Origin of the sequence: Dickeya chrysanthemi NCPPB 402 (genome assembly GCF_000406105.1) — a bacterium.
GTDB lineage: Bacteria > Pseudomonadota > Gammaproteobacteria > Enterobacterales > Enterobacteriaceae > Dickeya > Dickeya chrysanthemi.
Genome location: NZ_CM001974.1, coordinates 4386532 through 4411856 on the forward strand (window position 1 = coordinate 4386532; position 25325 = coordinate 4411856).

Sequence of the window (25325 nt, forward strand, 5' to 3'; positions counted from 1 at the left end):
GTTGGCAAGAAAACGCTGGGAAAAGCAGCGCGGGATGTCGGTGATGCGCCGAAATGCTATGATAGCGCTCATCAGGTGTGGGGCACGGTGCCCCACCAGCACGTTTAGCAAGGTAACTCCCATGATTATCGTAACTGGCGGCGCCGGCTTCATCGGCAGCAACATCGTAAAGGCGCTGAATGATGACGGATACCGGGATATTCTGGTGGTCGACAACCTGAAGGATGGCACCAAGTTCGTCAATCTGGTCGATCTGGACATCGCCGACTACATGGATAAGGAAGATTTCATCGCTAGCATCGTAGCCGGTGACGACCTGGGCGATATCGATGCTATTTTCCATGAAGGCGCTTGCTCATCCACCACCGAGTGGGATGGCAAATACATGATGGATAACAACTATCAGTACTCCAAAGAGGTGCTGCACTACTGTCTGGAACGCGGCATCCCGTTCCTGTATGCCTCTTCCGCCGCCACCTACGGCGGGCGCACCGATAACTTTGTGGAAGACCGCCGCTACGAGCAGCCGCTGAACGTCTATGGTTACTCCAAATTCCTGTTTGACCAGTATGTACGCGAGATCCTGCCGCAGGCCGACTCCCAGATTTGCGGCTTCCGCTACTTTAACGTCTACGGGCCGCGCGAAGGCCACAAAGGCAGCATGGCAAGCGTCGCGTTCCACCTGAACAATCAGATCAATCAGGGTGAAAACCCGAAATTGTTCGCCGGCAGCGAAAATTTCAAACGCGACTTCATTTATGTCGGTGATGTGGCCGCCGTCAATTTGTGGTTCTGGCAGCATAATGTTTCCGGCATCTTCAACTGCGGCACCGGCCGTGCCGAATCCTTCCAGGCGGTGGCAGATGCGGTGCTGGCCTGGCACCACAAAGACAGCGTGGAATACATCCCTTTCCCGGAAAAACTGAAAGGTCGTTATCAGGCCTACACGCAGGCAGACCTGACCAATCTGCGCGCCGCCGGTTACGACAAACCGTTCAAAACCGTAGCTGAAGGGGTAGCCGACTATCTGGCCTGGCTGAACCGCAAAGCCTGATTTGCTTTGCCCTAAGGAAACTCGAACGGTATGAAAATTCTGGTTATCGGTCCTTCCTGGGTGGGCGATATGATGATGTCGCACAGCCTTTACCGTACCCTGAAGGCCGAACACCCGGACGCCATTATTGACGTGATGGCGCCGGCCTGGTGTCGTCCGTTGCTGGCACGTATGCCCGAAATACGTCAGGCATTGCCCATGCCGCTCGGCCACGGCATGTTGGCGCTCGGCGAGCGGCGGCGACTGGGCATATCACTGCGTGAGCAGCAATACGATCGCGCTTATGTGCTGCCCAACTCCTTCAAATCGGCATTGGTCCCCTTCTTTGCCAACATACCGCACCGCACCGGCTGGCGCGGTGAAATGCGTTACGGTTTGCTGAATGACCTCCGCGTACTAGACAAGCCGGCGTTCCCGTTGATGGTGCAGCGTTATGTGGCGCTGGCGTATGACCAACAACGTATCCGGACCTCGGCTGATTTGCCCCAGCCGTTACTGTGGCCGCAGCTTACGGTAAAGGACGCGGAAATCGCCGATATCGCCGCCGCGTTTAATCTCACCGATACCCGGTCGATTATCGGTTTCTGCCCCGGCGCCGAGTTTGGCCCGGCTAAACGCTGGCCGCATTACCACTACGGCGCACTGGCGCAATCGCTGGTTGAACAAGGCTATCAGGTGGTGTTGTTCGGCTCGAAAAACGACCATCAGGCAGGGGAAGATATACGACAGACCTTGAGCGATGAAGCGAAAGAGCATTGTCTCAATCTGGCCGGGCAAACCACGCTGGATCAGGCCGTCGTGCTGATCGCCGCGTGTCAGGCGGTTGTCAGTAACGACTCCGGGTTGATGCATGTGGCGGCGGCACTCAATCGCCCGTTGGTGGCGCTCTACGGCCCCAGCAGCCCGGACTTTACCCCACCGCTGGCTCAGCAGGCCGAAGTCATCCGGCTTATCACCGGTTATCACCGGGTACGCAAGGGCGATGCCGAGCAGGGGTATCACCAGAGCCTTATCGATATTCAGCCGCAACAGGTGTTGGACGCCCTGTCACGCTATTTGCCCGCCAAAGGGGAACCCGCATGAGGGTGTTGATTGTCAAAACGTCGTCGATGGGCGATGTGCTGCACACCTTGCCCGCCCTGACCGACGCCATGCAGGTGATTCACGGCATCCAGTTTGATTGGGTAGTAGAAGAAGGGTTTGCCCAGATCCCCAGTTGGCATCCGGCGGTTGACCGCGTCATACCGGTGGCTATTCGTCGCTGGCGCAAAAGCTGGTTCAGCCGTGAAACCCGTGCAGAGCGGGCGGCGTTTAAAAAACAGCTACGGGAAAAACGCTATGATGCGGTTATCGACGCGCAAGGGCTGCTGAAAAGCGCGCTGCTGGTGACACGCCTGGCATTAGGCAACAAGCACGGCCTGGACTGGAAAAGCGCCCGCGAACCCTTGGCCAGTTGGTTTTACCAGTATCGCCACCCGATCGCCAGACAACAACACGCGGTAGAGCGTATACGGGAGCTGTTCTCCGTCAGCCTGAACTACCGTAAACCGGCGGAACAAGGCGATTATGCGATAGCAGCCCGTTTTTCGTCGGCACAACCTGCCGACAGTCAGCCGTATCTGGTCTTTCTGCATGCCACCACGCGAGATGAAAAACACTGGCCGGAGGCGCACTGGCGCGAGTTGATCGCACTGGCTGAACCTCGTGGCCTGCGCATCAAACTCCCCTGGGGCGCAGAACACGAGCACCAGCGAGCGCAGCGGCTGGCAGCCGGTTTTTCTCATGTGGATGTGCTACCCAGGCTTACCCTGGAACAGGTCGCGGGTGTGCTGGCCGGCGCTCGCGCCGTGGTCTCGGTGGATACCGGGCTCAGCCACCTTGCCGCCGCGCTGGACCGCCCCAACATGACGCTCTATGGCCCAACCGATCCGGGGTTGATTGGCGGCTATGGCCAAAATCAGCAGGTCTGCCGCCCGGCAGGTAGCCGCAATTTGGCCGACCTCCATGCCGCCGATGTGTGGCAGCACTGTGCTTCTCTATTGACTGAATAAGGCGGTTTACTGTGACCTCACCGCGCAAGGTTGAACTCCGGCGAATTCTGATAACCAAGTTCCGCCATCATGGCGACGTATTGTTGACGTCGCCGCTGTTTTCCATTCTGCGCCAGCGTTACCCGGACGCCCAAATCGACGCACTGGTGTTTGCCGATACGGCGGAAATGCTGTCGTTGCACCCCGCGATTGACCATCTTTATACCGTCGACAAGAAATGGAAAAAACTCGGGGTGTTCGGTCATCTGGCAAAAGAGTGGGCATTGCTGAAGACGCTGCGGGCACAACGCTATGATGCCATCATTCATCTCACCGAGAGTATGCGCGGTTTATGGATAGCGCGTCTCGCGGGTATCCCGCTCGGCGTGACCTTTCGCAACAGCGCACGCGATAAACTGTCATTCTGGAAAAAAACCTTTCAGTATCGCGTACCGCGTATCTCACGCCGCCATACCGTTGAATCCCATCTGGATACCCTGCGGGTATTAGGGATCCAGCCGGAGCTGGAAGAGCGCCGGTTACAACTGGTCGCCGGTGATGACGCCGATCAGGCGGTAGACCAGAAACTGCGGGCACAGCAATGGCAAGGGCAACCCTTTATCGTGGTACATCCAACATCACGCTGGCTGTTCAAATGTTGGAAAAGCAGCGCCATGGCCCAAGCCATCAATACCCTGAGCGAACGCGGTTACACCATCGTACTTAGCGCCTCGCCGGCGGAAAGCGAGATGGCGATGATTGCCGATATCAAATCGCAACTGACCCGCCCCGTGCTGGATCTGGCCGGTCAGTTGACGCTGAAACAACTGTCGAGCCTGATCGGTAAAGCACAACTGTTGCTGGGGGTAGATTCGGTGCCGATGCATATCGCCTCTGCGATGCAAACGCCCGTGGTGGCGTTGTTCGGCCCTAGCGGAGAGACCGAATGGTCGCCGTGGATGACCGTCAACCGGGTTATCGTCTCTGACCGTCACCCCTGCCGACCCTGTGGTAAAGACGGTTGCGGCGGCAGTAAAATCAGCGACTGCCTGCAGCAAATCAGCGTCCAGCAGGTATTACTGGCTGTCGACTCCGCTCTGCTGGAGGCGCAGGGATGAAACTGGCGATCGTGCGGCAAAAATACCGTCCTGACGGTGGCGCGGAGCGCTTCGTGTCCAGGGCGCTGGATGCGCTCAGCAATCACCGTTCGCTGGATGTCAGCGTCATCACCCGTAGCTGGGAAGGCGCTGAGCAGGCCGACCGCAATGTTATTATCTGTAATCCTCGCATTACCGGCCGTATCCAGCGTGAAAGCGCTTTTGCTCAGGCCGCTCAACAACACTTCGCCGGTTTCGACCTGGTGCAAAGCCACGAACGAATCCCAGGCTGCCATATTTATCGCGCCGGCGATGGGGTTCATCAGGCTTGGCTGACCCAACGCTCACGGATTCTCAACCCGTTGCAACGGCGGCTGTTATGGTGGTCCGGTTTTCATCGTTACGTCATGGCTCAGGAACAGGCGATGTACCGGCATCCCTCGCTGAAAGCCGTTATCTGCAACTCGCAAATGGTCGCTGATGAAATTCGCCACTACTTCGGCGTACCCGCCGATAAAATTCATCTGATTTATAACGGGGTCAATACCAGTACATTTACCCCCGACCTGCGTGCGGCGCATCGTTACGCCCTACGTCAGCAACTGGGGCTGGCAAATGATACGCCAGTCATGCTGTTCGTCGGTTCCGGCTTCGAGCGTAAAGGGTTAGCAGGCGCTATCCACGCCATCAGCGGCGTTCCCCAACATCCGCACCTGATCGTGGTGGGGAAAGATAAACACAGCCGTCGTTACCAGCGGTTGGCCCGGCGGCTTGGCGTCGCCGACCGGGTGCATTTCGTCGGTATGCAGCCGGACACCCGCCCTTATTATGGCGCAGCGGACATGCTGTTGCTGCCAACACTGTATGATCCGTTCCCCAACGTGGTGCTGGAAGCCATGGCCAGCGGGCTGGGTGTGATTACCTCGCAGCAGTGCGGCGGCAAAGAGTTTATCCAGTCAGGAGTGAACGGGTTTGTCTGCGATGCGTTGGACTACGATGGGTTGCGTCAGTCGGTCAGGCAGGCCTGCGAAACGGGATTCGCCGGATTTGGCGAGCAGGCCAGGGCAAAAGTAGAACGCTACGACCTGCGCTTTTTGAGTGACAACATGCTCAGTCTCTATGAGCAGTTGATTTAACGCGATGATTTGATTGCCCCGCTGTGCATTGTTAAAGCCGGGTTATGGGCGGACGCGGCTCATAACCCGGTTGCCGGAGCTAGATAAAGCGCTGACGATCGTAACGATATTGGCTGAGCCACAACGCAAAACAGAGCATACTCAGGTTGGCATGCTCGTGATGGAATGTGGTATTAACCAACCCGACCACCAGCGTCACCACCAGTGCGGAACACGCCGCCCCCCACGATAACCAGGAAACCGGCAACGCATGTTTCTTAGGTAAATAGCGTATCAGCGTCACACCCATCGCGCCAAACAGGCCAAACACCCAGAATGCTCCCCAAATGCCATTTTCCGTTAGCACGTTGATAAATATATTATGGGCGTGAGAAACGTGTGTGAATAACGGCTTGTCTTGCCATTTATTGATATCGATTTTCTCGAAATTCTCTTTACCGACACCGAATAGCGGATGTTGTTTCACAACATCAAAAGCTGATAGCCAAATAGTGTCGCGGTAGCTCAGCACATTATTATCTGAAGCATTTTGCTCCTGCTTTACCACCACCCGTGCATTACTGAGAACAGCGACCGCAATTAACCCGGCGATAAAAAATGCCGGCAGCAGCAGGAATTTTTTGCTTTTTCTGGCAAAGCCGACGCCCAGAATCAGCATCACCACCAAAATCGCACCGAAGGTCGCGCGGCTCTCGCCAAACGCGACATAAACCAGAGACAACGCCAGCATGGCAATCCACATCAACCGGCTAGCGACACTCAAAAGCCACCAGTAGCTGAAGAGAACCGCGAGCGCCATCCCGCAAATAATCGCATTGTAGATGGCGGCGTGATTCACATGCCCCACCGAGTTGAGCGTCCAGTACGTCTCTCTGCCGAGGTAAAAGTGCTCCCACGCGCCATAAACCAGGCCGACAAACGTCCCAAACGTAGCCCAAAACACCAGGCCGATTTTCTGCTTTTCACTGAAACCGGCGCGATAGACAACCCAGCCGAACAAGGTATAACGAGCCACATCCGTCAGTGCACTTAAATCGGTGTGATAGGCGGAAAACGGCAACCCGACTAAAAACGAAAGCATGTAAAGGGCGAAAAACAGATCCCATCCTGACCACTGACGCGCTTTTTTATTCATGACTGCCTGAACGATCACACACAGCAACAACAGCGCCATAGCGATATTCTTGGGTGCTTCAACCAGAGGATTAACGAAAATAGCCAGCGCACTAAAAAAATACAGGCCATGATTATCGGTATGTCTGGTACTAAACGATAATTGCGTTGTCATTAAATCTTTCTCAACAAATGGATAAAAGCCGACTGAATTTCAGGAAGGGTAATGTGCTGCATACACGCTGACTGCCCATCACAAAACTGCAGGCAGCGAGTCTCAGTCCGATTGCACCGTTCAAGCCAGGCAAGTTCGCGCCCAAACAAAGTGTGCTGATCACGACAGGAGATCGGGTGAAAACCGATATTGATAATCGGATTATTTTGCCAGAAACGGCCGGGACCAAACGCGACGGGGTTACCGGGACCATACAGCGTCATCGTCGGGGTATTTACCCATTTCGCCAAATGCGCCACGCCGGTATCAGCGCAGATTAGCGCTTTCGCCCCCGCCAACAGCGTCAGCAATTGGGATAACGACAACTCACCGGCAAAACTGCGATAACGCCGTTGCGGATCGATCGCATCAACGATATGGCGTTCGTTGCCGCCGCCGCTCCAGACCGGAGTATAACCCTGTGTCGTCAACCAGTCTGCCAGCGCCAGCCACTGCTCCGGCGGCCAGAAACGCACCGGGTTGCTGGCGCCGACATGCAGCACGACAACAGGCGACGTCGGCGGCGTGAAATCGCAGGCCGGCGCCGACCAACGCAAAGGCTCAGGCAACTCGCCGTGCGTTAACGTCGCCATGGCATCGCCCCACGCCATCGGTTCAGCGGGATAGTCATGATATTCATTGACCGGCCAGCTTTTGGCGTTATGCAACGCGGGGCAATGCGCAATAATCCAACGGCTGCCTGCAGCCAGCGCCAGCCAGCTGTAGCGATTGTCGCCTGGAATCAGCGCCAGATCATAAGGCCCGCTGCTCACGATAGCCGAGACCGACGCCGCCGACGACGGCTGATAAGGCATCGGCACTACGCCATACGGATTGAGGCGATAGACCTCGACAAACGCCGGCTTGCACAGCAGCACAATCTCTGCACGTGGATAATTGCGACGCAGTTTAGCCAGCAACGGCGTCAACATTACGGTATCGCCCAACAACAGATTGTGGGCGACCAGAATACGGTTGACCTCCGCCGGCGCACGGCGCCAGGGCTTTTTCAGCAACTGCAACAAGCCGCGGGGGAAAATCTTCAACCGGGCAGCAAATTTGCTCATGAACGGGTAGACCGCAGGCTGTTGCGGAAAATCGTCGTCATTTTATCAAGCATGATATCCGCGCCGAACTGTTCAGAGGCCCGCTTCAGCGCCGCCTCGCTAAACCGGGCGCGCAATACATCATCACCCATCAGTTGCCGCAGTTTTTGCTCAAGCAAAGCAGTGTTTTTCGGCGCTATCAGATAACCGGTCTGTTCATTGACCACCGCCTCGTCAATGGCGCCGACATTGGTCGACACGACCGGCAAGCCGCAAGCCATCGCCTGCATGATGCTTTGCGGTACGCCTTCATTGCCATAAGACGGCAGAACAAACAGATCCATACTGTTCAGGCAGTCCGGAACGTCGTCACGGTTGCCCAGAAAAATCACGCCATCCGCCAGCCCCGTCGCCGCGACCTGTTGTTCCAGTGCCTGACGCTGCGGCCCATCGCCGACCATCAGCAACTGCCAGTCGGGAAAATCCTTCGTCAATGTCTGCCAGGCTTCCAGCAGGTAGGTATGCCCTTTCCAGGAACGCATGGTCGCCAGAATCCCCAGCGTCGGTCGGCTCGGAATACCGATGGTTTGTCGGGCCGTCTGCCGCGCAGACTGACGATAAAAACTCAAGTCGATGCCGGTCGGCACCGAGGTCATGTGCGACAACGGGTAACGGTTATCCCGGTGCAGTTGCTGACGCAGCCGTTCACCGGTGGTGGCGATGTGACGGGTAGCAGTCATATATAGCCAGCGGGTGGTCAACGATCGGTTAATATCGGTGGAAACATGGCGGGTACGCACCATCTGCGGTACACGTTTTCCCAACATCACGCCGGCGACCGCCACCAGCCAGGCATCGGTGGAACTGTGCGTATTGACGACATCGAACGCGCAACCGTGCTGACGCAACCACCCCATCAACGCCATCAGCGACGACAACCGTTTTTTCTCAATCGGCAGCCCCACAACGGCAATGCCGCGCGCCTGTGCTTCACGATAAATAGTCGAGTGAGGACAACACAGAATAGTGACCTTGTGGCCACGCTTCATCATTCCCTGAGATTCCGTAAGAATACGAATTTCCTGCCCGCCCCAACCACAAGAGGACTCGGTATGTAATATATTTAAAGATGTGTCTAACATCTTTTATACCTATATCAGATAAGCCTTAAATCATAAACCGCCTATAATACATGAAGGATGACGAAGAATCCTGTACAAAATGCATTCTTTATATACCCTAAATAATCCGAGTTGCAGGACAAAACGCGTTGCGTTTTAAACAACGCAACGCGTTGGCCCGTCAGGACAAGGCTCATTGAGCCTTATCACGCGGCAAGAGAGTGACAAATTCGTTGGGAACGAATTTGATCAGCCAACGGCTGGCCTCCGTTGAGAGACAGGATGTCTCTTATTTCATCCCGATAAGCTGACTCAGGCCAGTGATTCGGGTGAAAGCTCGCAGCCAACACGCCTGCAACTTGAAATATGGCGGATATATCAATGAATAAATATATTTTCTAAAAATAAGAACGAAGAAAAATATATATTTCACTCACTCTTTAATATTAATTAACGCCTCATTCATTCTGCCTACCGGCCCACGGTTGATGAATAATCGGCTTTATCATCAGGCATTAATACAACGCGCAACCCTACGAATTTCAGCGCTAATTCCCTGTTTCTCTGGCAGAAATAAGCGTACCGGCCATACCCGGTTAAAATGATAGATTTAGCCGCTATAAATATATAGAATTCGCTATCGCCGACTCTAATACCGATGATTATGTTACAAACGCTGTATACCTTTCTGTTTTACATGATCCAGCCGCTTATCTGGCTGCGTCTATGGCTCCGGGGTCGAAAAATCCCCGCTTACCGCAAACGCTGGGGAGAGCGCTACGGCTTCTACCGGAATCAGGTAAAACCCGAAGGCATACTGCTGCATTCCGTCTCTGTCGGAGAGACGCTGGCCGCAGTGCCGCTGGTTCGCGCCCTGCGTCATCGTTATCCGTCTTTACCCATTACCGTCACCACCATGACGCCGACAGGTTCCGAGCGAGCTTTATCCGCATTCGGCAAAGACGTTTACCATGTCTATCTGCCCTACGATCTGCCCGGTGCCATGATGCGCTTTCTCGATCATGTCCAACCGCGTTTGGTGATCATCATGGAAACCGAGTTATGGCCGAACCTGATTACCGCTTTGCATCAACGCAACATCCCGCTCATCATCGCCAATGCGCGTTTGTCCGAGCGCTCGGCTAACGGCTACCACAAACTCGGCCGCTTTATGCGCACGTTGCTGCGCCGCATCACCCTCATCGCGGTACAAAATGAGGAAGACGGCGAGCGCTTTATCAATCTGGGGCTGAAACGTTCGCAGTTGAATGTGACCGGCAGCCTGAAATTCGATATCTCCGTCACGCCGGAGCTGGCTGCCCGCGCCGTCACGCTACGTCGTCAGTGGGCACCGCAGCGACCGGTGTGGATCGCCGCCAGTACTCACGACGGCGAAGAAAAGATCATCGTCGACGCCCATACCGCATTACTGAAAACCTTTCCGACCCTGCTGCTGATTCTGGTGCCGCGCCACCCTGACCGCTTTGACGACGCCAAAGCCATTGTGCGCAAAGCCGGGCTGGAATACACCCTGCGCAGCGCAGGTACGGTTCCTCCCGCCTCATCGCATGTGGTGATTGGCGATACCATGGGTGAACTGATGCTGCTGTACGGCATCGCCGATCTGGCGTTTGTCGGCGGCAGCCTGATTGAACGGGGCGGACATAATCCGCTGGAGCCGGCCGCGCACGCCATACCGGTGTTGATGGGACCGCATACCTTCAACTTCAAGGATATCTGCGCCCGATTACAGGAATCCGACGGGTTGATCACCGTGCGGGATACCGCCTCACTGGTGGGACAGATCACCACACTCTTGTCGGACGATGATTATCGCCGTTATCACGGCCATCACGCCGTGGACGTACTGCATAAAAACCAGGGTGCGCTGCAAAGCCTGCTGACCTTGCTGGAGCCCTATCTGCCGCCACGGAGCCAGTAATGAGCCGAAAACGCCTGTCCGTCGTTCTCATCAGTCATAACGCGGCGGAGCTGCTGCCCGACTGTCTGGCGTCGGTCAGTTGGGCCGATGAAATTATCGTGCTGGACTCCGGCAGCAGCGACGGCACGCTCGATATCGCCCGTCGCTACGGCGCACAAGTCTACCAGAACACCGACTGGCCCGGTTTTGGCAAACAGCGTCAACTGGCGCAACAGTACGCCAGCGGCGATTACATCTTTATGATCGACACCGACGAACGTGTCACACCGACACTGCGGCAATCGATTGAAGCGGTGCTCGAATCCCCACAGAGCGATGTCGTCTACCGCTGCGCTCGCCGCAATCTGTTTCTGGGGCGGTTCATGCGCCACAGCGGCTGGTATCCCGACCAGGTAATTCGCCTTTATCCCGGCCGCTACCGTTACAACGACAACGCCGTACACGAATCTCTCGATTATGGCGCGGCCAAAGTGGTGTCACTGAATGGGGACCTGAAACATCTCACTTGTCGGGATTTGTTCAGCTTCCAGAAAAAACAGCTCGCTTACGCAGAAAGCTGGGCCAAAGAGCGTTTTTTGCAGGGCAAACGCTGCGGTTTCAGCGCTATCGTGCTGCACACTCTGGGCGCATTCGTTAAAACCTGGCTATTGCGTGCCGGCTTTCTCGACGGTAAACAGGGATTATTGCTGGCTATCGTGAATGCGCAGTACACGTTTAACAAATATACTGGACTATGGGCCCTGAATAACCGGCGGGACACTCGCCAGGAACACCAGCACCATGAAGACTAGAGCTATCTACCCCGGCACCTTTGACCCGTTGACCAACGGCCATCTGGATCTGCTGACGCGGGCGACATGCATGTTTGACCATCTGATTCTGGCTATTGCCGCCAGCCCTGGCAAAAACACGCTGTTTACGCTGGAAGAGCGGGTCGCGCTGGCGAAAGAAGCCACACAACATCTGTCGAACGTCGAAGTGGTGGGTTTTACCGAGCTGATGGCGACATTCGCCCGGCAGCAGCAGGCAACGATTCTGGTGCGCGGACTACGCGCCGTCTCTGATTTCGAATACGAGCTGCAACTGACTAAAATGAATCACCATCTGATGCCGACGCTGGAAAGCGTCTTCCTGATGCCATCCGAACAGTGGTCCTTCATTTCCTCATCGCTGGTGAAAGAAGTCGCTCGCCACGGCGGCGATGTGTCGCACTTCTTGCCGCCGCCCATTTCCGCCGCTCTGCAGAAAAAATTGGCCTGAAGACAGCGCTCGCATTGTTCCAGCGTTGAAACCTTGGGTGAAGGTCGCTAACGCTGGCAGCGCTTGCAGAAGAAGGTACTGCGCTGCCCCTGCCTGATGCTGTCGATCAGCGTGCCGCAGTGGTGACAAGGCTGGCCGCCGCGGCCATAGACCTGCAACTCCTGCGCGAAATAACCCGGTTTTCCATCAGACTGCAGGAAATCCCGTAACGTGGTGCCGCCCTGCTCAATGGAACGCTGTAATACCTGTTTGATGGAATGCACCAACTGGTCCGCTTCCGCTTGCGACAGTGAACCGGCCAATCGTTCCGGCAGAATACCGGCATTAAACAATGACTCGCTGGCATAAATATTACCGACGCCCACCACCAGCTTGTTATCCATAATCCACAACTTGACCGGCGTCTTACGGCCGCGAGATTGCTTAAACAGATAATCACCGGAAAAATCGTCGCTCAGCGGCTCCGGCCCCAGATGTGCCAGCACTGAACTGGTCGCCGGGTCATCACACCATAACCAGGCACCGAAACGACGCGGATCGGTATAGCGCAGCACTTTACCGCTATCCATGATCAAATCGACATGGTCATGTTTCTCCGGTTCACAGTATTCCGGCAATACCCGCAGACTACCGGACATCCCCAGATGGACGATTATCCAGCCGGTCGGCAGCTCAATCAGCAGGTATTTGGCGCGCCGTTGCACACTCAGCACCGGCATATCGCTGAGCGACAGAATTTCAGGGGAGACAGGCCAGCGAAGACGCGCATTGCGTACCTCAGCATACAAAATGGTATGACCGACCAGCCAGGGTGAAATACCGCGGCGACTGGTTTCTACTTCCGGTAATTCGGGCATACATCCTCCTGAGCGCTATCTTGCTGAAGTCACGGGTAACCTGAGTTTTATTGAAGCGATAAAAAAACCCGGCCGAAGCCGGGTTTTTCAGATCCACTAAAATTACTTGATTTTAGCTTCTTTGTAGAGAACGTGCTGACGGACAACTGGATCGAACTTTTTCAATTCCAGTTTTTCCGGCTTAGTACGCTTGTTCTTCGTAGTGGTATAGTAGTGACCAGTACCAGCAGAAGAAACCAGCTTGATCTTCTCGCGAACACCTTTAGCCATGATTCAGTTCCTTAATACTTTTCACCACGGGCACGCAGATCGGCCAGAACCGCTTCGATACCCTTTTTATCGATAACACGCATACCTTTAGCAGATACGCGCAGCGTTACAAAACGCTTCTCACCTTCAACCCAAAAACGATGGGAATGCAGGTTTGGCAGAAAACGGCGTTTAGTCGCATTCATTGCGTGGGAACGGTTATTACCGGTCACCGGACGCTTGCCAGTAACTTGGCAGACTCGGGACATGTCTATTCTCCAAAAATCAAATCAGCTCGAGCTTCGTAGAAGGTGTTGGCCGCCTCGTCAGGCTCTAGAGCCCATCTCAGCAACTTCACTGAAAAGACTCTGTCATCAGGATAAACCTGCTGAGATAGGCTCTTAACGCCACACCCAAGATTCTCAAAGGTGGCGTAGTATACGCTCTGAAGCGTATGCGCTCAAGTCCCGAACAACTAAAGATCCCCCAGGATCGCGGAAATATCTCTTAAATCCACCCTCGCTCGGCAAAAGAAACGTACTCGCCACGTCCAATGACCAGGTGGTCGAGCACCCGAATATCCAGCAACTGACAGGCTTGCACGATTTTTCCGGTGATGGAACGGTCAGCCTTACTGGGCTCCGCCCGTCCGGATGGATGGTTATGCGCCAAAATCAGCGCAGCGGCGTTAGCTTTGAGCGCTTCTCGTACAATTTCGCGCGGATGCACCTCCACGCTACTGATCGTACCGGCAAACATCTCCTGATGACGAATCACCCGATGCTGGTTATCCAGAAACATCACCAGAAAAACTTCTCTCTCCTGATGCGCCAGCAACAATTGCAGATACTGCTGCGTCACCTCGGAATTCAACATGGCATCTTCCCGCGCCAGATGGGAAGAAAACAACCGCCGGGCAAGTTCCGCCACCGCCTGCAACTGGGTATATTTGGAGATACCAACCCCCCGAACGCCATTAAACGCCACCCAGTCGGCCGTCATCAATTGGTATAACGAACCGAACTGCTGCAACAGATTTTGCGCCAGTTCCATCACATGAATGCCTTCCACTCCTGTGCGTAGAAAGATCGCCAACAGTTCGGCATCACTGAGCGCTTCTACGCCAAGGGACATCAGTTTTTCACGCGGTGCGCAACCGTTATTCCATTCCATATGATAGCCGTTCCATATGATAGCCATTCCCTGTAAATAGCCGCTCGCAGTGCTCTACACAGCCGGAGTAAGCGCTATCATCACATAGCAGAGACGTGGCATCGACAGGCGCATTCACAACGTGCGAAACCGCTCGCAATGATCGCTGCAACAGGAAAGAAAACCCGCTGCTGGCCTTCCAACACTGCCGGTAACACCGCCTGCACGCTACACTCACCATCATCAGTGCGGCGCCAACCGGATGGTGATGAAAAACGTACCATCAGGGCCGACTTCCCCTACTTATGATAAAATGCCGACTCTTTTGGGCTGACAAACGGACATAACGATGACAGATTCTTCCAGTCTGCACGGGCTTTCCGGCACATCGCTTGCGGGAAAACATATCGTACTGGGCATCAGCGGCGGCATCGCCGCCTACAAAGGCCCGGAACTGGTGCGACGCCTGCGCGACAGGGGCGCTGAAGTACGCGTGGTCATGACGCCGGCGGCCAGCGCATTTATCACGCCGTTGACGCTGCAGGCGGTATCCGGCCATCCGGTATCGAACGATCTGCTCGATCCCGCCGCCGAGGCGGCGATGGGCCATATCGAGCTGGGAAAATGGGCGGACCTGGTGATCCTGGCACCGGCATCGGCGGATTTAATCGCCCGTCTGGCGGCCGGCATGGCCAACGACTTGCTGACTACCGTCTGTCTGGCGACGCCTTCCCCTATCGCCATCGCCCCGGCCATGAATCAACAGATGTACCGTGCGGCGGCAACACAGCACAATTTGGGCGTGCTGGCGGCTCGCGGCGCGTTGATCTGGGGCCCGGACAGCGGCAGCCAGGCTTGCGGCGATATCGGCCCCGGCCGGATGATTGATCCGTTGGCGATTGTCGCGCACGCCGACGCGCACTTTTCTCATGTCAATGATCTGCAACACCTGAATATTATGATAACGGCAGGGCCGACGCGCGAAGCACTGGACCCGGTGCGGTTTATCAGCAATCACAGTTCGGGGAAAATGGGGTTTGCCATTGCCGCCGCCGCCGCCGCGCGCGGTGCCCGTGTGACGTTGATAGCCGGCCCGGTGCATTTGCCGACGCCGGATCATGTCAACCGTATCGACGTCATCAGCGCGCTGGATATGCATCAGGCGGTCATGTCGTGTGCTGCACGGCAGCATATCGTGATCGGCTGCGCCGCCGTGGCGGACTACCGGGCGCACGTTATCGCCGACGAAAAGATCAAAAAGCAGGGTGATGAAATCAGTGTCGCTCTGGTCAAAAATCCGGATATCATCGCCGATGTGGCGGCAATGATCGAAAACCGGCCTTATGTCGTCGGGTTTGCCGCCGAAACCAGTAATGTGGAAGAATACGCGCGCCAAAAGCTGGCCCGCAAACAGCTGGACCTGATTTGCGCGAACGATGTATCCCTTTCCGATCAGGGATTTAACTCGGAAAATAATGCATTACACCTTTTCTGGCCGGGTGGAGACAAGCGTCTGCCGCACGGCAGTAAACACCTGTTGGGCCAACAGTTAATTGACGAGATTGTCAGCCGTTATGATGAAAAAAATCGACGTAAAAATTCTTGATGCACGTATCGGGCAGCAGTTCCCTCTGCCGACCTATGCGACGCCGGGCTCCGCCGGGCTGGATTTACGCGCCTGTCTGGACAACGCCATCGTGCTGGCCGCGGGAGAAACCACACTGGTGCCGACCGGTCTGGCTATCCACATTGCCGACCCGTCGCTGGCGGCGGTGATCCTGCCCCGCTCGGGTCTCGGTCACAAACACGGCGTGGTGCTGGGTAATCTGGTGGGATTGATCGATTCCGACTACCAGGGGCAGTTGATGGTGTCCGTCTGGAACCGCGGCAACCAGCCGTTCACCATTGAACCCGGTGAGCGCATCGCCCAGATGGTGTTCGTGCCGGTGGTGCAGGCCGAATTCAATCTGGTTAACGATTTCGTCGACAGCGAGCGAGGAGAAGGTGGTTTCGGCCATTCCGGCCGCCACTGATACACGTTATCCCAGCACCCAGGAAAACTATAAAGCCACAGCGTGAATGCGACTGTGGCGCTATCGGGTGTTTGTCCGTCCACATTTATCAAGGGTCTTTTCCGACATGGCAGAGAAAGAAAATACGAAAAGGAACCGCCGCGAGGAAATTCTGCAGGCACTGGCGCAAATGCTGGAATCCAGCGACGGCAGTCAACGTATCACCACCGCCAAACTGGCCGCCACCGTCGGCGTTTCAGAAGCCGCGCTTTACCGGCATTTTCCCAGCAAAACGCGGATGTTTGACAGCCTGATCGAATTTATTGAAGACAGCCTGACCACCCGCATCAACCTGATCCTGCAGGATGAAAAAGACACCTTTAATCGGCTGCGGCTGATTTTATTGCTGATTCTCGGCTTTGCCGAGAAAAACCCCGGTTTGACGCGCATTCTCACCGGTCATGCGCTGATGTTCGAACAAGACCGGCTGCAAGGGCGCATCAACCAGTTGTTTGACCGCATTGAATCTCAGTTGCGCCAGGTACTGCGAGAACACAAGCTGCGCAGCGGCGAAGCGTTTCGCCATGATGAAACGCTGCTGGCCAGCCAGTTACTAGCGTTCTGCGAAGGGATGCTCTCGCGCTTTACCCGCTCCGAGTTCCGCTCCCTGCCGACGCAGGATTTCGAAACCCGCTGGCCATTACTGGCCGCCCAGCTTCAGTAAACGCACTGCGTGGCGCATCGCCACGCCGCTTATTTCAGGCCCGGTTTTATACGCCGTACTGCGCACGATAGGCGTTTACTGCGTCCAGATGTGCGGCCATTTCCGGTTTTTCCGCCAGCCAGCTAATCAGATCCCCCAACGTAATGATCGACGTGACGTTGCACTGGTAATCGCGTTCGACTTCCTGAATCGCGGATAACTCGCCGCGTCCGCGCTCCTGACGGTCCAACGCAATCAACACACCAGCCAGCGTTGCCCCTTGTGCGGCGATGATGTCCATGGATTCGCGGATAGCGGTGCCCGCGGTAATCACATCATCCACCAGCATAATGCGGCCTTTCAGCGGGCTACCGACCAGATTGCCGCCTTCGCCATGATCCTTGGCTTCTTTACGGTTGAAACAGTAAGGCACATCACGGTCATGGTGTTCCGCCAGCGCCACCGCCGTCGTGGTCGCAATCGGAATGCCTTTGTAGGCAGGCCCGAACAGGACGTCGAACGCCACGTTGGCATCCACCAACGCCTCGGCATAGAAACGCCCCAACAACGCCAGATCGCGCCCGGTATTAAACAGCCCGGCATTAAAGAAATAGGGGCTGATGCGCCCGGATTTCAGGGTAAATTCGCCGAACTTCAGAACCTGCTTGCTGAGTGCGAATTCGATAAACTGACGCTGATAGGCTTTCATGACTCCCTCTCCTGTCACGGTGGTGGAATGGTGGTGGAATATTGCATAAAAAACGATGGCATAAAAAAGCGACCACCGGGGTCGCTTTAAAAAATTTAATCGGCCAGTGCGGCCTTCTGCGCTCGAACAATGTCTTCAATGCCCTGACGCGCCAGCGCCAGCAACGACAGCAGCTCGTCGTGGCTGAACGGCTCGCCCTCGGCGGTGCCCTGCACCTCAATCATACGGCCGTCTTCGGTCATCACCACGTTCATGTCGGTTTCCGCCGCGGAGTCTTCCACGTATTCCAGGTCGCACACCGCTTCGCCCTTGACGATCCCGACCGATACCGCCGCCACCATGCCTTTCAGCGGGCTGGCTTTCAGCTTGCCACCGGCCACCATGCCGTTGAGCGCATCGGCCAGCGCCACGCAGGCGCCGGTGATGGAGGCGGTACGGGTACCGCCATCGGCCTGCAACACATCGCAATCCAGCGTAATGGTGTATTCACCCAGTTTGTTCAAATCTACGGCGGCGCGCAGCGAACGGGCGATCAGCCGCTGGATTTCCAGCGTACGGCCGCCTTGTTTACCTTTCGCGGCTTCACGGGCGTTACGGCTGTGGGTAGAACGCGGCAGCATACCGTATTCCGCCGTGATCCAACCTTGTCCCTGACCTTTCAGGAAACGTGGAACCCCTTCTTCCACCGTGGCGTTGCACAGCACTTTGGTATCGCCAAACTCCACCAGTACCGACCCTTCGGCGTGTTTGGTGTAGTGGCGGGTGAATGTAAGAGGGCGAATTTGCTGGGCACTTCGGCCTGTTGGGCGCATGGCTCGTCTCCGGGCAGGTTCATTAAACTGGCGCGCATTATACGGTCTTCCCCCTGCCCTGCCTACCGCCAGTCACGATTAAAATTTCATCAATTTTTTCGTCGCCACCCGCTTCGCCGGCTGGAGAGCCGCCGCCCGGCCATGTAGAATACGGGCATTGTCTATCCGCTGGCCGTTGATGCCCATGAGTGACCCCGCTTCTTCACCGACGTCGCCCGACAAGAGAATCCCCTGGCAGCAGCAAGGCTCGACGCCGGATTACCGTTTTTCGCTGGCCAACGAGCGCACTTTCCTGGCCTGGATCCGCACCGCGCTGGCTTTTTTGGCGGGAGCCATCGCCATTGACCAGTTTGCGCCCACGCTGGCGCCCCCTGTCATTCGGTCCGGTATTGCTGCGTTTCTGGCGCTGGCGGCGGCGCTGTTGGCCTGGATGGCTTACCGGCGCTGGGCAGACAACGAACGGGCGATGCGCACCGGCCAGGCGCTGCCTTATACCCGTCTGTTGATTGTCATCGCCAGCAGCGTGAGCGCTATTTCCGTTGCGCTGGCGCTGATTATCCTGTTGCTGTAGGCCGCCATGACCGCCCCTGCCGCTCCCCCGCCGCGCGATCCGGGCCTGCAACCGGAACGCACCCGGCTCGCCTGGTCGCGTACCGCCTTCGTGTTATTGATCAACAGCGTATTGCTGCTGAAAGCCGGCTTGATGAAAAGCCAGCCGCTGATGCTGGCAACCGGGCTGTTGCTGCTGATGATGACCCTGATCACCTACCTCTGGTCGCGCCTGCGGTGGCGAGCGCTGCGGCACAGCGGCTATCCCTGTACCCCGCAATCGATGTGGATGATGCGGCTGCTGATGTTAACGGTGATGGTGACCGCATTAAGCTTGCTGGTGGGTTTCATCAACGGTTAAACGCGATCGCTGCGCGTGTTTGTCGTCAATGCAGAAGATTTTGATCTGCCTGCCCCGGCATAACCCACAGGCATACCCGCAGGCATTTAAAAAACAAAATACTTAAATAACAATTAGTTATTGATTAACAATCCTATAACACAAGGTTATACCCTACCGATAAACAAGCATTCGTCAGAGAAAAAGCATCGTGGAATAGTCTTAAACATCTTCTTTTATGCCATCACTACGCAACCACGGATAAGACATCATGCTGATTCCACAACCTTACCTGCTTTTTCTTGGCGACGTGACCGACCCACTGGCGGTGAAAACGGCACGCGGCATTCACACCTGGCGCCCCGAACAATGCGTAGGTCAGCTACGCCTGGCGGGCAGCACGGTGTCGCTGGGGCTCGATGATCTGGATATCCCGGCCGCCGTGGCGCGCGGCGCCAAAACGCTGGTGCTGGGCACCGCCAACGCCGGCGGTTTCCTGCCGCCACACTGGCTGGACACCGTGCGTACCGCCATCGAGGCCGGTATGAATGTTGCCAATGGTCTGCACCAACGGCTGATTGACGTTCCCGGTTTGCAGGAACTGGCGGAACGGCATCAGGTACAGTTGTTCGATATCCGCCACATGCGCCCGGCACTGAGCGTCGGCAGCGGCAAGAAACGTAGCGGCAAACGCGTACTGACCGTCGGCACCGACTGTTCGGTCGGCAAAATGTACACTTCGCTGGCGCTGGAAGCCGCCATGCGCGCACAAGGTATGAAAGCTGATTTTCGCGCCACCGGCCAAACCGGGGTGCTGGTTGCCGGCGACGGTATCGCCATTGACGCGGTAATCGCCGATTTTATCGCCGGTGCCGCCGAAGCGCTGTCACCCGCCAATGACGACGATCATTGGGATATCGTCGAAGGTCAGGGGTCGCTGTTTCACCCGTCTTATGCCGGGGTCACCACCGGTCTTATCCACGGCGCTCAGCCGCACTGGCTGGTGATGTGCCATGAAATGGGTCGCCCGCACATGCGCCACCTGCCCCATCAACCGATGGTGGAGTTAGACGACTGCGTGGATGCCTGCCTGCGCGCCGCCCGTGTGACCAACCCGGATGTGCAACTGGCGGGGTTCGCCATCAACACCTCCAACTATGGCGAACAGGAAGCGCGTGATTACTGCCGTGGCCTGCGCGAACGCTTCGGCGTGCCCGCCACCGACCCGATCCGCTTCGGTATCGATGACATTGCGACGCTGCTGAAAACCCGGGGATAACCCTATGCGACAGATGCAAATTGAAACCGTGGAACTGCCGCTGGCCCGTCCGTTCGCCATTTCCCGCGGCACGCGTACCTCGGTCACCGTGGTACGGGTGACGCTGGAAGAGCGCGGCTTTATCGGCCGGGGGGAATGCACCCCGACTGCGCACTATCAGGAAACCGCCGACAGCGTGGCCCGTCAGTTGGAAACCGTGCGTCGGGTGGTGGAAAACGGCGTCGGTCTGGACGCGTTGCAGCGGTTGCTGCCGCCCGGTTCGGCCCGCAACGCGCTGGACTGCGCCCTGTGGCGGCTGAACGCCGCGCTCGCCAGACAAACGCTGTGGCAGCACCTCGCCATTGCGCCGCCGCAGTCGATCGTCACCGCTGAAACCCTGAGCCTCGACAGCGTGGACAACATGGCGAACGCCGCCAAAGACGCGGTTTCCCGCGGTGCGCTGCTGCTGAAAATCAAGCTCGACCGAAACCAGATTCTGGAAAAAGTGGCGGCGATTCGTCAGTCCGCGCCCAACGTCACGCTGATTGTCGATGCCAACGAAGCCTGGAGCGGGCTGGAGCTGGAACCGCTACTGCGCCAGTTGGCCGCGCATCGCATCGCGATGGTGGAACAGCCGCTGCCCGCCGGGCAGGACGGCGAACTGGCGACGTTTGAGCACGCCATTCCGGTGTGCGCCGACGAAAGCTGTCATCACCGTGGCGACATCGCCGCTCTGCGCGACCGTTACGAGATGATCAACATCAAGCTGGATAAGTGCGGCGGGCTGACCGAAGCGCTGGCGATGGTGGCACAAGCACGCCAGTACGGCCTGCGCATCATGGTGGGCTGTATGCTGGGTTCCTCGCTGGCGATGGAAGCGGCCATGCCGGCGGCGCTGGCGGCCGAACATGTCGATCTGGACGGCCCTATCTGGCTGGCCGCCGATAGCTCGCCGTACCTGACGTATAACCTTGGCCGCATCTGGCTGTGACAGAACCTACCGGAGTGACGATGACGGATACCCTCTCAACCGCAATCCCTGCTGCGATCGCGTCCAACCCGGCGCCGCAACCGGTGCTGGAGATCGATGACCTGAGCGTGAGCTTCAGCGGCCGCTCCGGTACGCATCTGGCGCTCAAAGGCGTCTCTTTCAGCGTTAATAAAGGGGAAGTGGTCGCCGTGGTCGGCGAGAGTGGTTCCGGCAAGTCGGTCACGTCTCTCACAGTGATGGGGCTGCTGGCCGCATCCGCCCGCATTGAGCGCGGCGGTATCCGCTTTACCGATAGCGCCGGCCGCCGCCACGACCTGCTGGCGATGAAAGACGACGCCCGTCGCCGGCTACGCGGCCGCGACATGGCGATGATCTTTCAGGAGCCGATGACCTCGCTCAACCCGGTGCTGAAAGTGGGCGACCAGCTCACCGAAGCGCTGCTGGACCACCAGATGTGCGACGCCGCCGGCGCCGACCGTAAAGCGCGCGAGTTGCTACGCAAGGTACGCATCGCCGACATCGACCGGGTGATGAACAGCTATCCGCATTCGTTATCCGGCGGTATGCGCCAACGGGTGATGATAGCCCAGGCGCTCGCGTGCGACCCACAGTTGCTGATCGCCGACGAACCCACCACCGCGCTGGATGTGACGGTACAGGCGCGCATTCTGCAAATCCTGCGCGACCTGCAACGCCAGAGCAACATGTCGGTGTTGTTCATTACCCACGATATGGGCGTGGTGGCGGAAATCGCCGACCGCGTGGTGGTGATGTACCGCGGCGAGGTGGTGGAGCAAGGCACGGTCGAGGATATTTTCAACCGCCCACAGCACGACTACACCAAAGCGCTGCTGGCAGCGGTGCCGCGCCTGGGCGACATGCGCGACAGCGCCTGGCCTAAGCGCTTCCCGCTGCTAGGGCAGCAAAGCGCAACCGCGGAACCGCACCAGATGACCGCGCGTTACGATGCACCGCCGCTGCTCGATATCCGTGGCCTGAAAGTCTATTACCCGATACGCAGCGGTATTTTCTCTTCCGTTACCCATCGGGTCCATGCGGTGGAGCAGATCGATTTCGCCGTCTGGCCGGGGGAAACGCTGGCGATTGTCGGCGAATCCGGTTGCGGCAAATCCACCACCGGGCGGGCATTGCTGCGCCTGGTAGAAAGCCAAAGCGACAGCCTGCTGTTCGACGGGCAGGAAATCGCCGGTTTGCGCGACCGCGACTTTCAGCCGCTGCGCCGCAAAATGCAGATGGTGTTTCAGGACCCGTACGCCTCGCTCAACCCGCGTCTGACCGTTGGTTTCACCATCGCCGAGCCGTTACTGCTGCACGGGCTGGTGAAATCACTGGAGGAGGCTACGCCGCAGGTGCAGGCGCTGCTGAAAAGCGTCGGCCTGCAACCGGAGCACGCGCAACGTTATCCGCACGAATTTTCCGGCGGCCAGCGCCAGCGTATCGCCATCGCCCGCGCCATGGCGTTGCAACCGCAGGTGATCATCGCCGACGAAGCGGTGTCGGCGCTCGATGTGTCGATTCAGGCGCAGGTGGTCAACCTGATGATGGATTTACAGCAGAAAACCGGCGTGTCGTGGATTTTTATCTCCCACGATATGGCGGTGGTGGAACGCATCGCCAACCGCGTGGCGGTGATGTACCTCGGGCAGATTGTAGAAATCGGCCCGCGCCAGTCGGTGTTCAACAACCCGCAGCATCCGTATACCCGGCGCCTGCTGGCCTCGGTGCCGATAGCCGATCCAAGCCGCCGCTATGCGCGCGAACTGGACGACAGCGAAATCCCCTCGCCGCTGCGCAAGGCGAACGAGGTGGTGGAAAAAGCCCGTTACCGCGAAGTCGCTCCGCACCATTGGGTGAGCGAAGCCGGACTTGAGCCGTCCGTCAGTAGCAGTAAACCGTCGTCAGTAGTGAACAATAGTCAGTAGTGAACTGTAGTCAGTAGTAAACAGTAGCATCGTCCAACACCAGGGACACCTCACGTCACCGTGAGCGATAACCCGCCGTCACACATGAACGGCTGATGAAATTAAAAAATAAAAACAAAGAGTTAATACAAAGCAGCAACACAACCAGCAACACACACCATTTACAGGAGACACCATGAAACCGTTACTATCCGCAGTAACTTCACGCCGTTCCGCCGTCGCTCTTGGGCTGTCATTGTGTTTGGCCGCTGCGGCTCAGGCGCAGGATCTGCGCATTTCCATCTATGCCGATATCACCGGGCTGGACCCGCACGACACCTCGGATACCCTGAGCTACTCCATCCAGAGCGGGATCTTCGAGCGTCTGTTCCAGTTCGACAACCAGATGAAACTGGTGCCGCGGCTGGCTACCGGCTACACCGGCAACGCCGACGCCACCGAGTTCACCATCACGCTGCGCGAAGGCATCACCTTTCAGGACGGCACGCCGTTCAACGCCGATGCGGTCAAAGCCAACCTTGATCGTCTGGCCGACCAGACCAAAGGGCTCAAGCGCAACAGCCTGTTCAATATGATCAAGAGCGTGACGGTGGTGTCGCCGACGCAGGTCAAAATCGAGCTGAATAAATCGTTCGGCGCCTTTGTCAACACCCTGGCGCACCCGTCGGCGGTAATGCACAGCCCGACGGCGCTGAAACAGTACCCGGACGAAGCCCAACTGCGCGTGCATCCGGTCGGCACCGGTCCGTTCACGTTCGCCGAATGGCAGCAGGGTAAAGACGTCAAGCTGGTGAAATACGACAACTACTGGCAGAAAGGCTGGCCGAAAGTCGACAGCGTCACCTTCTACCCGTCGCCGGAAGACGCCACCCGCGTCGCGGCGCTGAAATCCGGCCAGTCCGACGCTATCTACCCGCTGCCGTCCGATCTGATCAAAACCGTTGAAGACGACGCCAAGCTGGCTATCCAGCGCGACCCGAGCATCTATCTGTTTTATATGGCCATCAATACCCAGCACGGCCCGCTGAGCGATGTGCGTGTGCGTCAGGCGCTGAACTACGCCATCAACCGCACCATCTGGCTGAAAGTCGGCTTCGCCGGCATGGGCCTGCCTGCCGCGTCGGTCATGGCGCCGCGCGTGCAGTTCTTCGCCAGCCAGAGCGAGCCGAACTACACCTACAGCCCGGCCAAAGCGAAAGAGTTGTTGAAAGAAGCCGGTTATGAGAACGGGCTGGAGCTGAAGCTGTGGACCACCAACCGCACGGACTATATCCGCAGCGCCCAGTTCTTCAAGCAGCAGTTGGAGCAGGTCGGCATCAAAGTCACCGTCACCCCGATGGACTCCGGCGCACGCAACGAAAAACTGTTCGGCGTGAAAGACCCGAAACAGGCCGAGTTCGACCTGTACTACGGCGGCTGGTCACCTTCTACCGGTGATGCCGACTGGGCGCTGCGCCCGCTGTTCGCCACCGAATCCTGGGTGCCGAAAGCCTACAACGTCTCTTACTACAGCAACCCGGATGTGGACAAAGCCATCATGGCCGGCCTGGCGACCCCGGATAGCGACAAACGCGCCGCCGCCTATGCCGACGCCCAGAAACTGATCTGGAAAGACGCGCCGATGGTGTTCCTGGGCGTGCCGGACAACCTGGTCGGTAAAGTGAAAAATCTGTCCGGCGTTTATATGCTGGCGGACGGTTCGCTGATCTTCGATCAGGCTGAGTTCAAGTAATCGCA

General features: G+C 57.2%; 26 protein-coding genes. 17 read left to right on the forward strand and 9 right to left on the reverse strand.

The window, feature by feature from the left end; genetic code table 11:
• The first annotated feature begins 121 nt into the window (after positions 1–121).
• Genes rfaD through DCH402_RS19455 form a run of 5 tightly spaced genes read left to right on the forward strand, consistent with a single transcriptional unit; the run spans position 122 to position 5317 of the window.
• Entirely contained in the window at positions 122–1054 is a 933-nt protein-coding gene (rfaD, locus tag DCH402_RS19435) for an ADP-glyceromanno-heptose 6-epimerase (protein WP_033576495.1), read from the forward strand.
• A gap of 30 nt (positions 1055–1084) precedes the next feature.
• Positions 1085–2137 (forward strand): ADP-heptose--LPS heptosyltransferase RfaF, encoded by a 1053-nt coding sequence (rfaF, locus tag DCH402_RS19440; protein ID WP_040002938.1) that lies wholly within the window; start codon positions 1085–1087, stop codon positions 2135–2137.
• Complete coding sequence (rfaC, locus tag DCH402_RS19445; protein ID WP_040002940.1) at positions 2134–3105, forward strand: lipopolysaccharide heptosyltransferase RfaC; 972 nt, start codon at positions 2134–2136, stop codon at positions 3103–3105. The genes rfaF and rfaC overlap by 4 nt, the downstream gene beginning before the upstream one ends.
• Before the next feature lie 11 nt (positions 3106–3116).
• Positions 3117–4202, forward strand: coding sequence for a putative lipopolysaccharide heptosyltransferase III (rfaQ, locus tag DCH402_RS19450; RefSeq protein WP_040002941.1), 1086 nt, complete (start codon positions 3117–3119; stop codon positions 4200–4202).
• Positions 4199–5317 carry a glycosyltransferase family 4 protein gene (locus DCH402_RS19455; RefSeq protein ID WP_040002943.1) on the forward strand — a complete coding sequence of 373 codons (1119 nt, stop codon included), beginning with the start codon at positions 4199–4201 and terminating at the stop codon, positions 5315–5317. Before rfaQ ends, DCH402_RS19455 begins: the two co-directional genes overlap by 4 nt.
• A 79-nt stretch (positions 5318–5396) precedes the next feature.
• On the opposite strand, the gene DCH402_RS19460 is transcribed toward DCH402_RS19455, so the two are convergent.
• The 3 genes from DCH402_RS19460 to DCH402_RS19470 are packed head-to-tail and all read right to left on the reverse strand — an operon-like array spanning position 5397 to position 8832.
• Complete coding sequence (locus DCH402_RS19460; protein WP_040002944.1) at positions 5397–6605, reverse strand: O-antigen ligase family protein; 1209 nt, start codon at positions 6603–6605, stop codon at positions 5397–5399.
• The gene (locus DCH402_RS19465) at positions 6605–7711 is read right to left on the reverse strand and encodes a glycosyltransferase family 9 protein (protein WP_040002945.1); all 1107 of its coding nucleotides are present in this window, start codon (positions 7709–7711) and stop codon (positions 6605–6607) included. The genes DCH402_RS19460 and DCH402_RS19465 overlap by 1 nt, the downstream gene beginning before the upstream one ends.
• On the reverse strand, positions 7708–8832 hold the full coding sequence (locus DCH402_RS19470) for a glycosyltransferase family 4 protein (protein ID WP_040002947.1): 1125 nt from the start codon (positions 8830–8832) through the stop codon (positions 7708–7710). Before DCH402_RS19470 ends, DCH402_RS19465 begins: the two co-directional genes overlap by 4 nt.
• A gap of 643 nt (positions 8833–9475) precedes the next feature.
• Between DCH402_RS19470 and waaA the strand changes: the two genes are divergently transcribed.
• From waaA to coaD, 3 genes are read left to right on the forward strand one after another with little or no spacing between them, the layout of a single operon-like run.
• Positions 9476–10753 carry a lipid IV(A) 3-deoxy-D-manno-octulosonic acid transferase gene (gene waaA / locus DCH402_RS19475; protein ID WP_040003761.1) on the forward strand — a complete coding sequence of 426 codons (1278 nt, stop codon included), beginning with the start codon at positions 9476–9478 and terminating at the stop codon, positions 10751–10753.
• Complete coding sequence (locus DCH402_RS19480; RefSeq protein WP_040002949.1) at positions 10753–11544, forward strand: glycosyltransferase family 2 protein; 792 nt, start codon at positions 10753–10755, stop codon at positions 11542–11544. Before waaA ends, DCH402_RS19480 begins: the two co-directional genes overlap by 1 nt.
• Positions 11534–12013 carry a pantetheine-phosphate adenylyltransferase gene (coaD, locus tag DCH402_RS19485; protein ID WP_040002951.1) on the forward strand — a complete coding sequence of 160 codons (480 nt, stop codon included), beginning with the start codon at positions 11534–11536 and terminating at the stop codon, positions 12011–12013. Before DCH402_RS19480 ends, coaD begins: the two co-directional genes overlap by 11 nt.
• A gap of 47 nt (positions 12014–12060) precedes the next feature.
• Here the strand turns inward: coaD and mutM are convergent, their stop codons facing one another.
• From mutM to radC, 4 genes are all read right to left on the reverse strand, one after another.
• Positions 12061–12870, reverse strand: coding sequence for a bifunctional DNA-formamidopyrimidine glycosylase/DNA-(apurinic or apyrimidinic site) lyase (gene mutM / locus DCH402_RS19490; protein ID WP_040002953.1), 810 nt, complete (start codon positions 12868–12870; stop codon positions 12061–12063).
• Positions 12871–12972: 102 nt separating this feature from the next.
• The gene (gene rpmG, locus DCH402_RS19495) at positions 12973–13140 is read right to left on the reverse strand and encodes a 50S ribosomal protein L33 (RefSeq protein WP_012882902.1); all 168 of its coding nucleotides are present in this window, start codon (positions 13138–13140) and stop codon (positions 12973–12975) included.
• Positions 13141–13151: 11 nt separating this feature from the next.
• Positions 13152–13388, reverse strand: a complete 237-nt coding sequence (gene rpmB, locus DCH402_RS19500; protein ID WP_012763801.1) for a 50S ribosomal protein L28 — start codon at positions 13386–13388, stop codon at positions 13152–13154.
• Between the two features lie 238 nt (positions 13389–13626).
• The gene (radC, locus tag DCH402_RS19505; RefSeq protein ID WP_040002954.1) at positions 13627–14292 is read right to left on the reverse strand and encodes a RadC family protein; all 666 of its coding nucleotides are present in this window, start codon (positions 14290–14292) and stop codon (positions 13627–13629) included.
• A 328-nt stretch (positions 14293–14620) separates the two neighbouring features.
• Here radC and coaBC point away from each other — a divergent pair, with 328 nt between their 5' ends.
• From coaBC to slmA, 3 genes are all read left to right on the forward strand, one after another.
• The gene (gene coaBC, locus DCH402_RS19510) at positions 14621–15877 is read left to right on the forward strand and encodes a bifunctional phosphopantothenoylcysteine decarboxylase/phosphopantothenate--cysteine ligase CoaBC (RefSeq protein ID WP_050583337.1); all 1257 of its coding nucleotides are present in this window, start codon (positions 14621–14623) and stop codon (positions 15875–15877) included.
• On the forward strand, positions 15846–16304 hold the full coding sequence (dut, locus tag DCH402_RS19515) for a dUTP diphosphatase (protein WP_015848258.1): 459 nt from the start codon (positions 15846–15848) through the stop codon (positions 16302–16304). The genes coaBC and dut overlap by 32 nt, the downstream gene beginning before the upstream one ends.
• Before the next feature lie 106 nt (positions 16305–16410).
• Positions 16411–17007, forward strand: coding sequence for a nucleoid occlusion factor SlmA (gene slmA, locus DCH402_RS19520; RefSeq protein WP_040002956.1), 597 nt, complete (start codon positions 16411–16413; stop codon positions 17005–17007).
• Positions 17008–17053: 46 nt separating this feature from the next.
• On the opposite strand, the gene pyrE is transcribed toward slmA, so the two are convergent.
• Together pyrE and rph are read right to left on the reverse strand one after the other, a co-directional pair.
• A complete protein-coding gene (pyrE, locus tag DCH402_RS19525) occupies positions 17054–17695 on the reverse strand; it encodes an orotate phosphoribosyltransferase (protein ID WP_040002958.1) in 642 nt (213 codons plus the stop codon).
• 95 nt (positions 17696–17790) lie between these two features.
• Positions 17791–18507, reverse strand: coding sequence for a ribonuclease PH (rph, locus tag DCH402_RS19530; protein ID WP_040002959.1), 717 nt, complete (start codon positions 18505–18507; stop codon positions 17791–17793).
• A gap of 178 nt (positions 18508–18685) precedes the next feature.
• Between rph and DCH402_RS19535 the strand changes: the two genes are divergently transcribed.
• The 6 genes from DCH402_RS19535 to DCH402_RS19560 all read left to right on the forward strand — a co-directional run bounded on the left by DCH402_RS19535 (position 18686) and on the right by DCH402_RS19560 (position 25320).
• Positions 18686–19078, forward strand: coding sequence for a YidH family protein (locus DCH402_RS19535; RefSeq protein ID WP_040002961.1), 393 nt, complete (start codon positions 18686–18688; stop codon positions 19076–19078).
• A 6-nt stretch (positions 19079–19084) separates the two neighbouring features.
• A complete protein-coding gene (locus tag DCH402_RS19540) occupies positions 19085–19417 on the forward strand; it encodes a DUF202 domain-containing protein (protein ID WP_040002963.1) in 333 nt (110 codons plus the stop codon).
• A 250-nt stretch (positions 19418–19667) separates the two neighbouring features.
• Positions 19668–20675 (forward strand): N-acetyltransferase DgcN, encoded by a 1008-nt coding sequence (dgcN, locus tag DCH402_RS19545; RefSeq protein ID WP_040002964.1) that lies wholly within the window; start codon positions 19668–19670, stop codon positions 20673–20675.
• Between the two features lie 4 nt (positions 20676–20679).
• On the forward strand, positions 20680–21645 hold the full coding sequence (gene dgcA / locus DCH402_RS19550) for an N-acetyl-D-Glu racemase DgcA (protein WP_040002965.1): 966 nt from the start codon (positions 20680–20682) through the stop codon (positions 21643–21645).
• A gap of 20 nt (positions 21646–21665) precedes the next feature.
• Positions 21666–23588 carry an ABC transporter ATP-binding protein gene (locus tag DCH402_RS19555; protein ID WP_040002967.1) on the forward strand — a complete coding sequence of 641 codons (1923 nt, stop codon included), beginning with the start codon at positions 21666–21668 and terminating at the stop codon, positions 23586–23588.
• Positions 23589–23763: 175 nt separating this feature from the next.
• Complete coding sequence (locus tag DCH402_RS19560) at positions 23764–25320, forward strand: glutathione ABC transporter substrate-binding protein (RefSeq protein ID WP_040002968.1); 1557 nt, start codon at positions 23764–23766, stop codon at positions 25318–25320.
• Positions 25321–25325 lie beyond the last annotated feature (5 nt).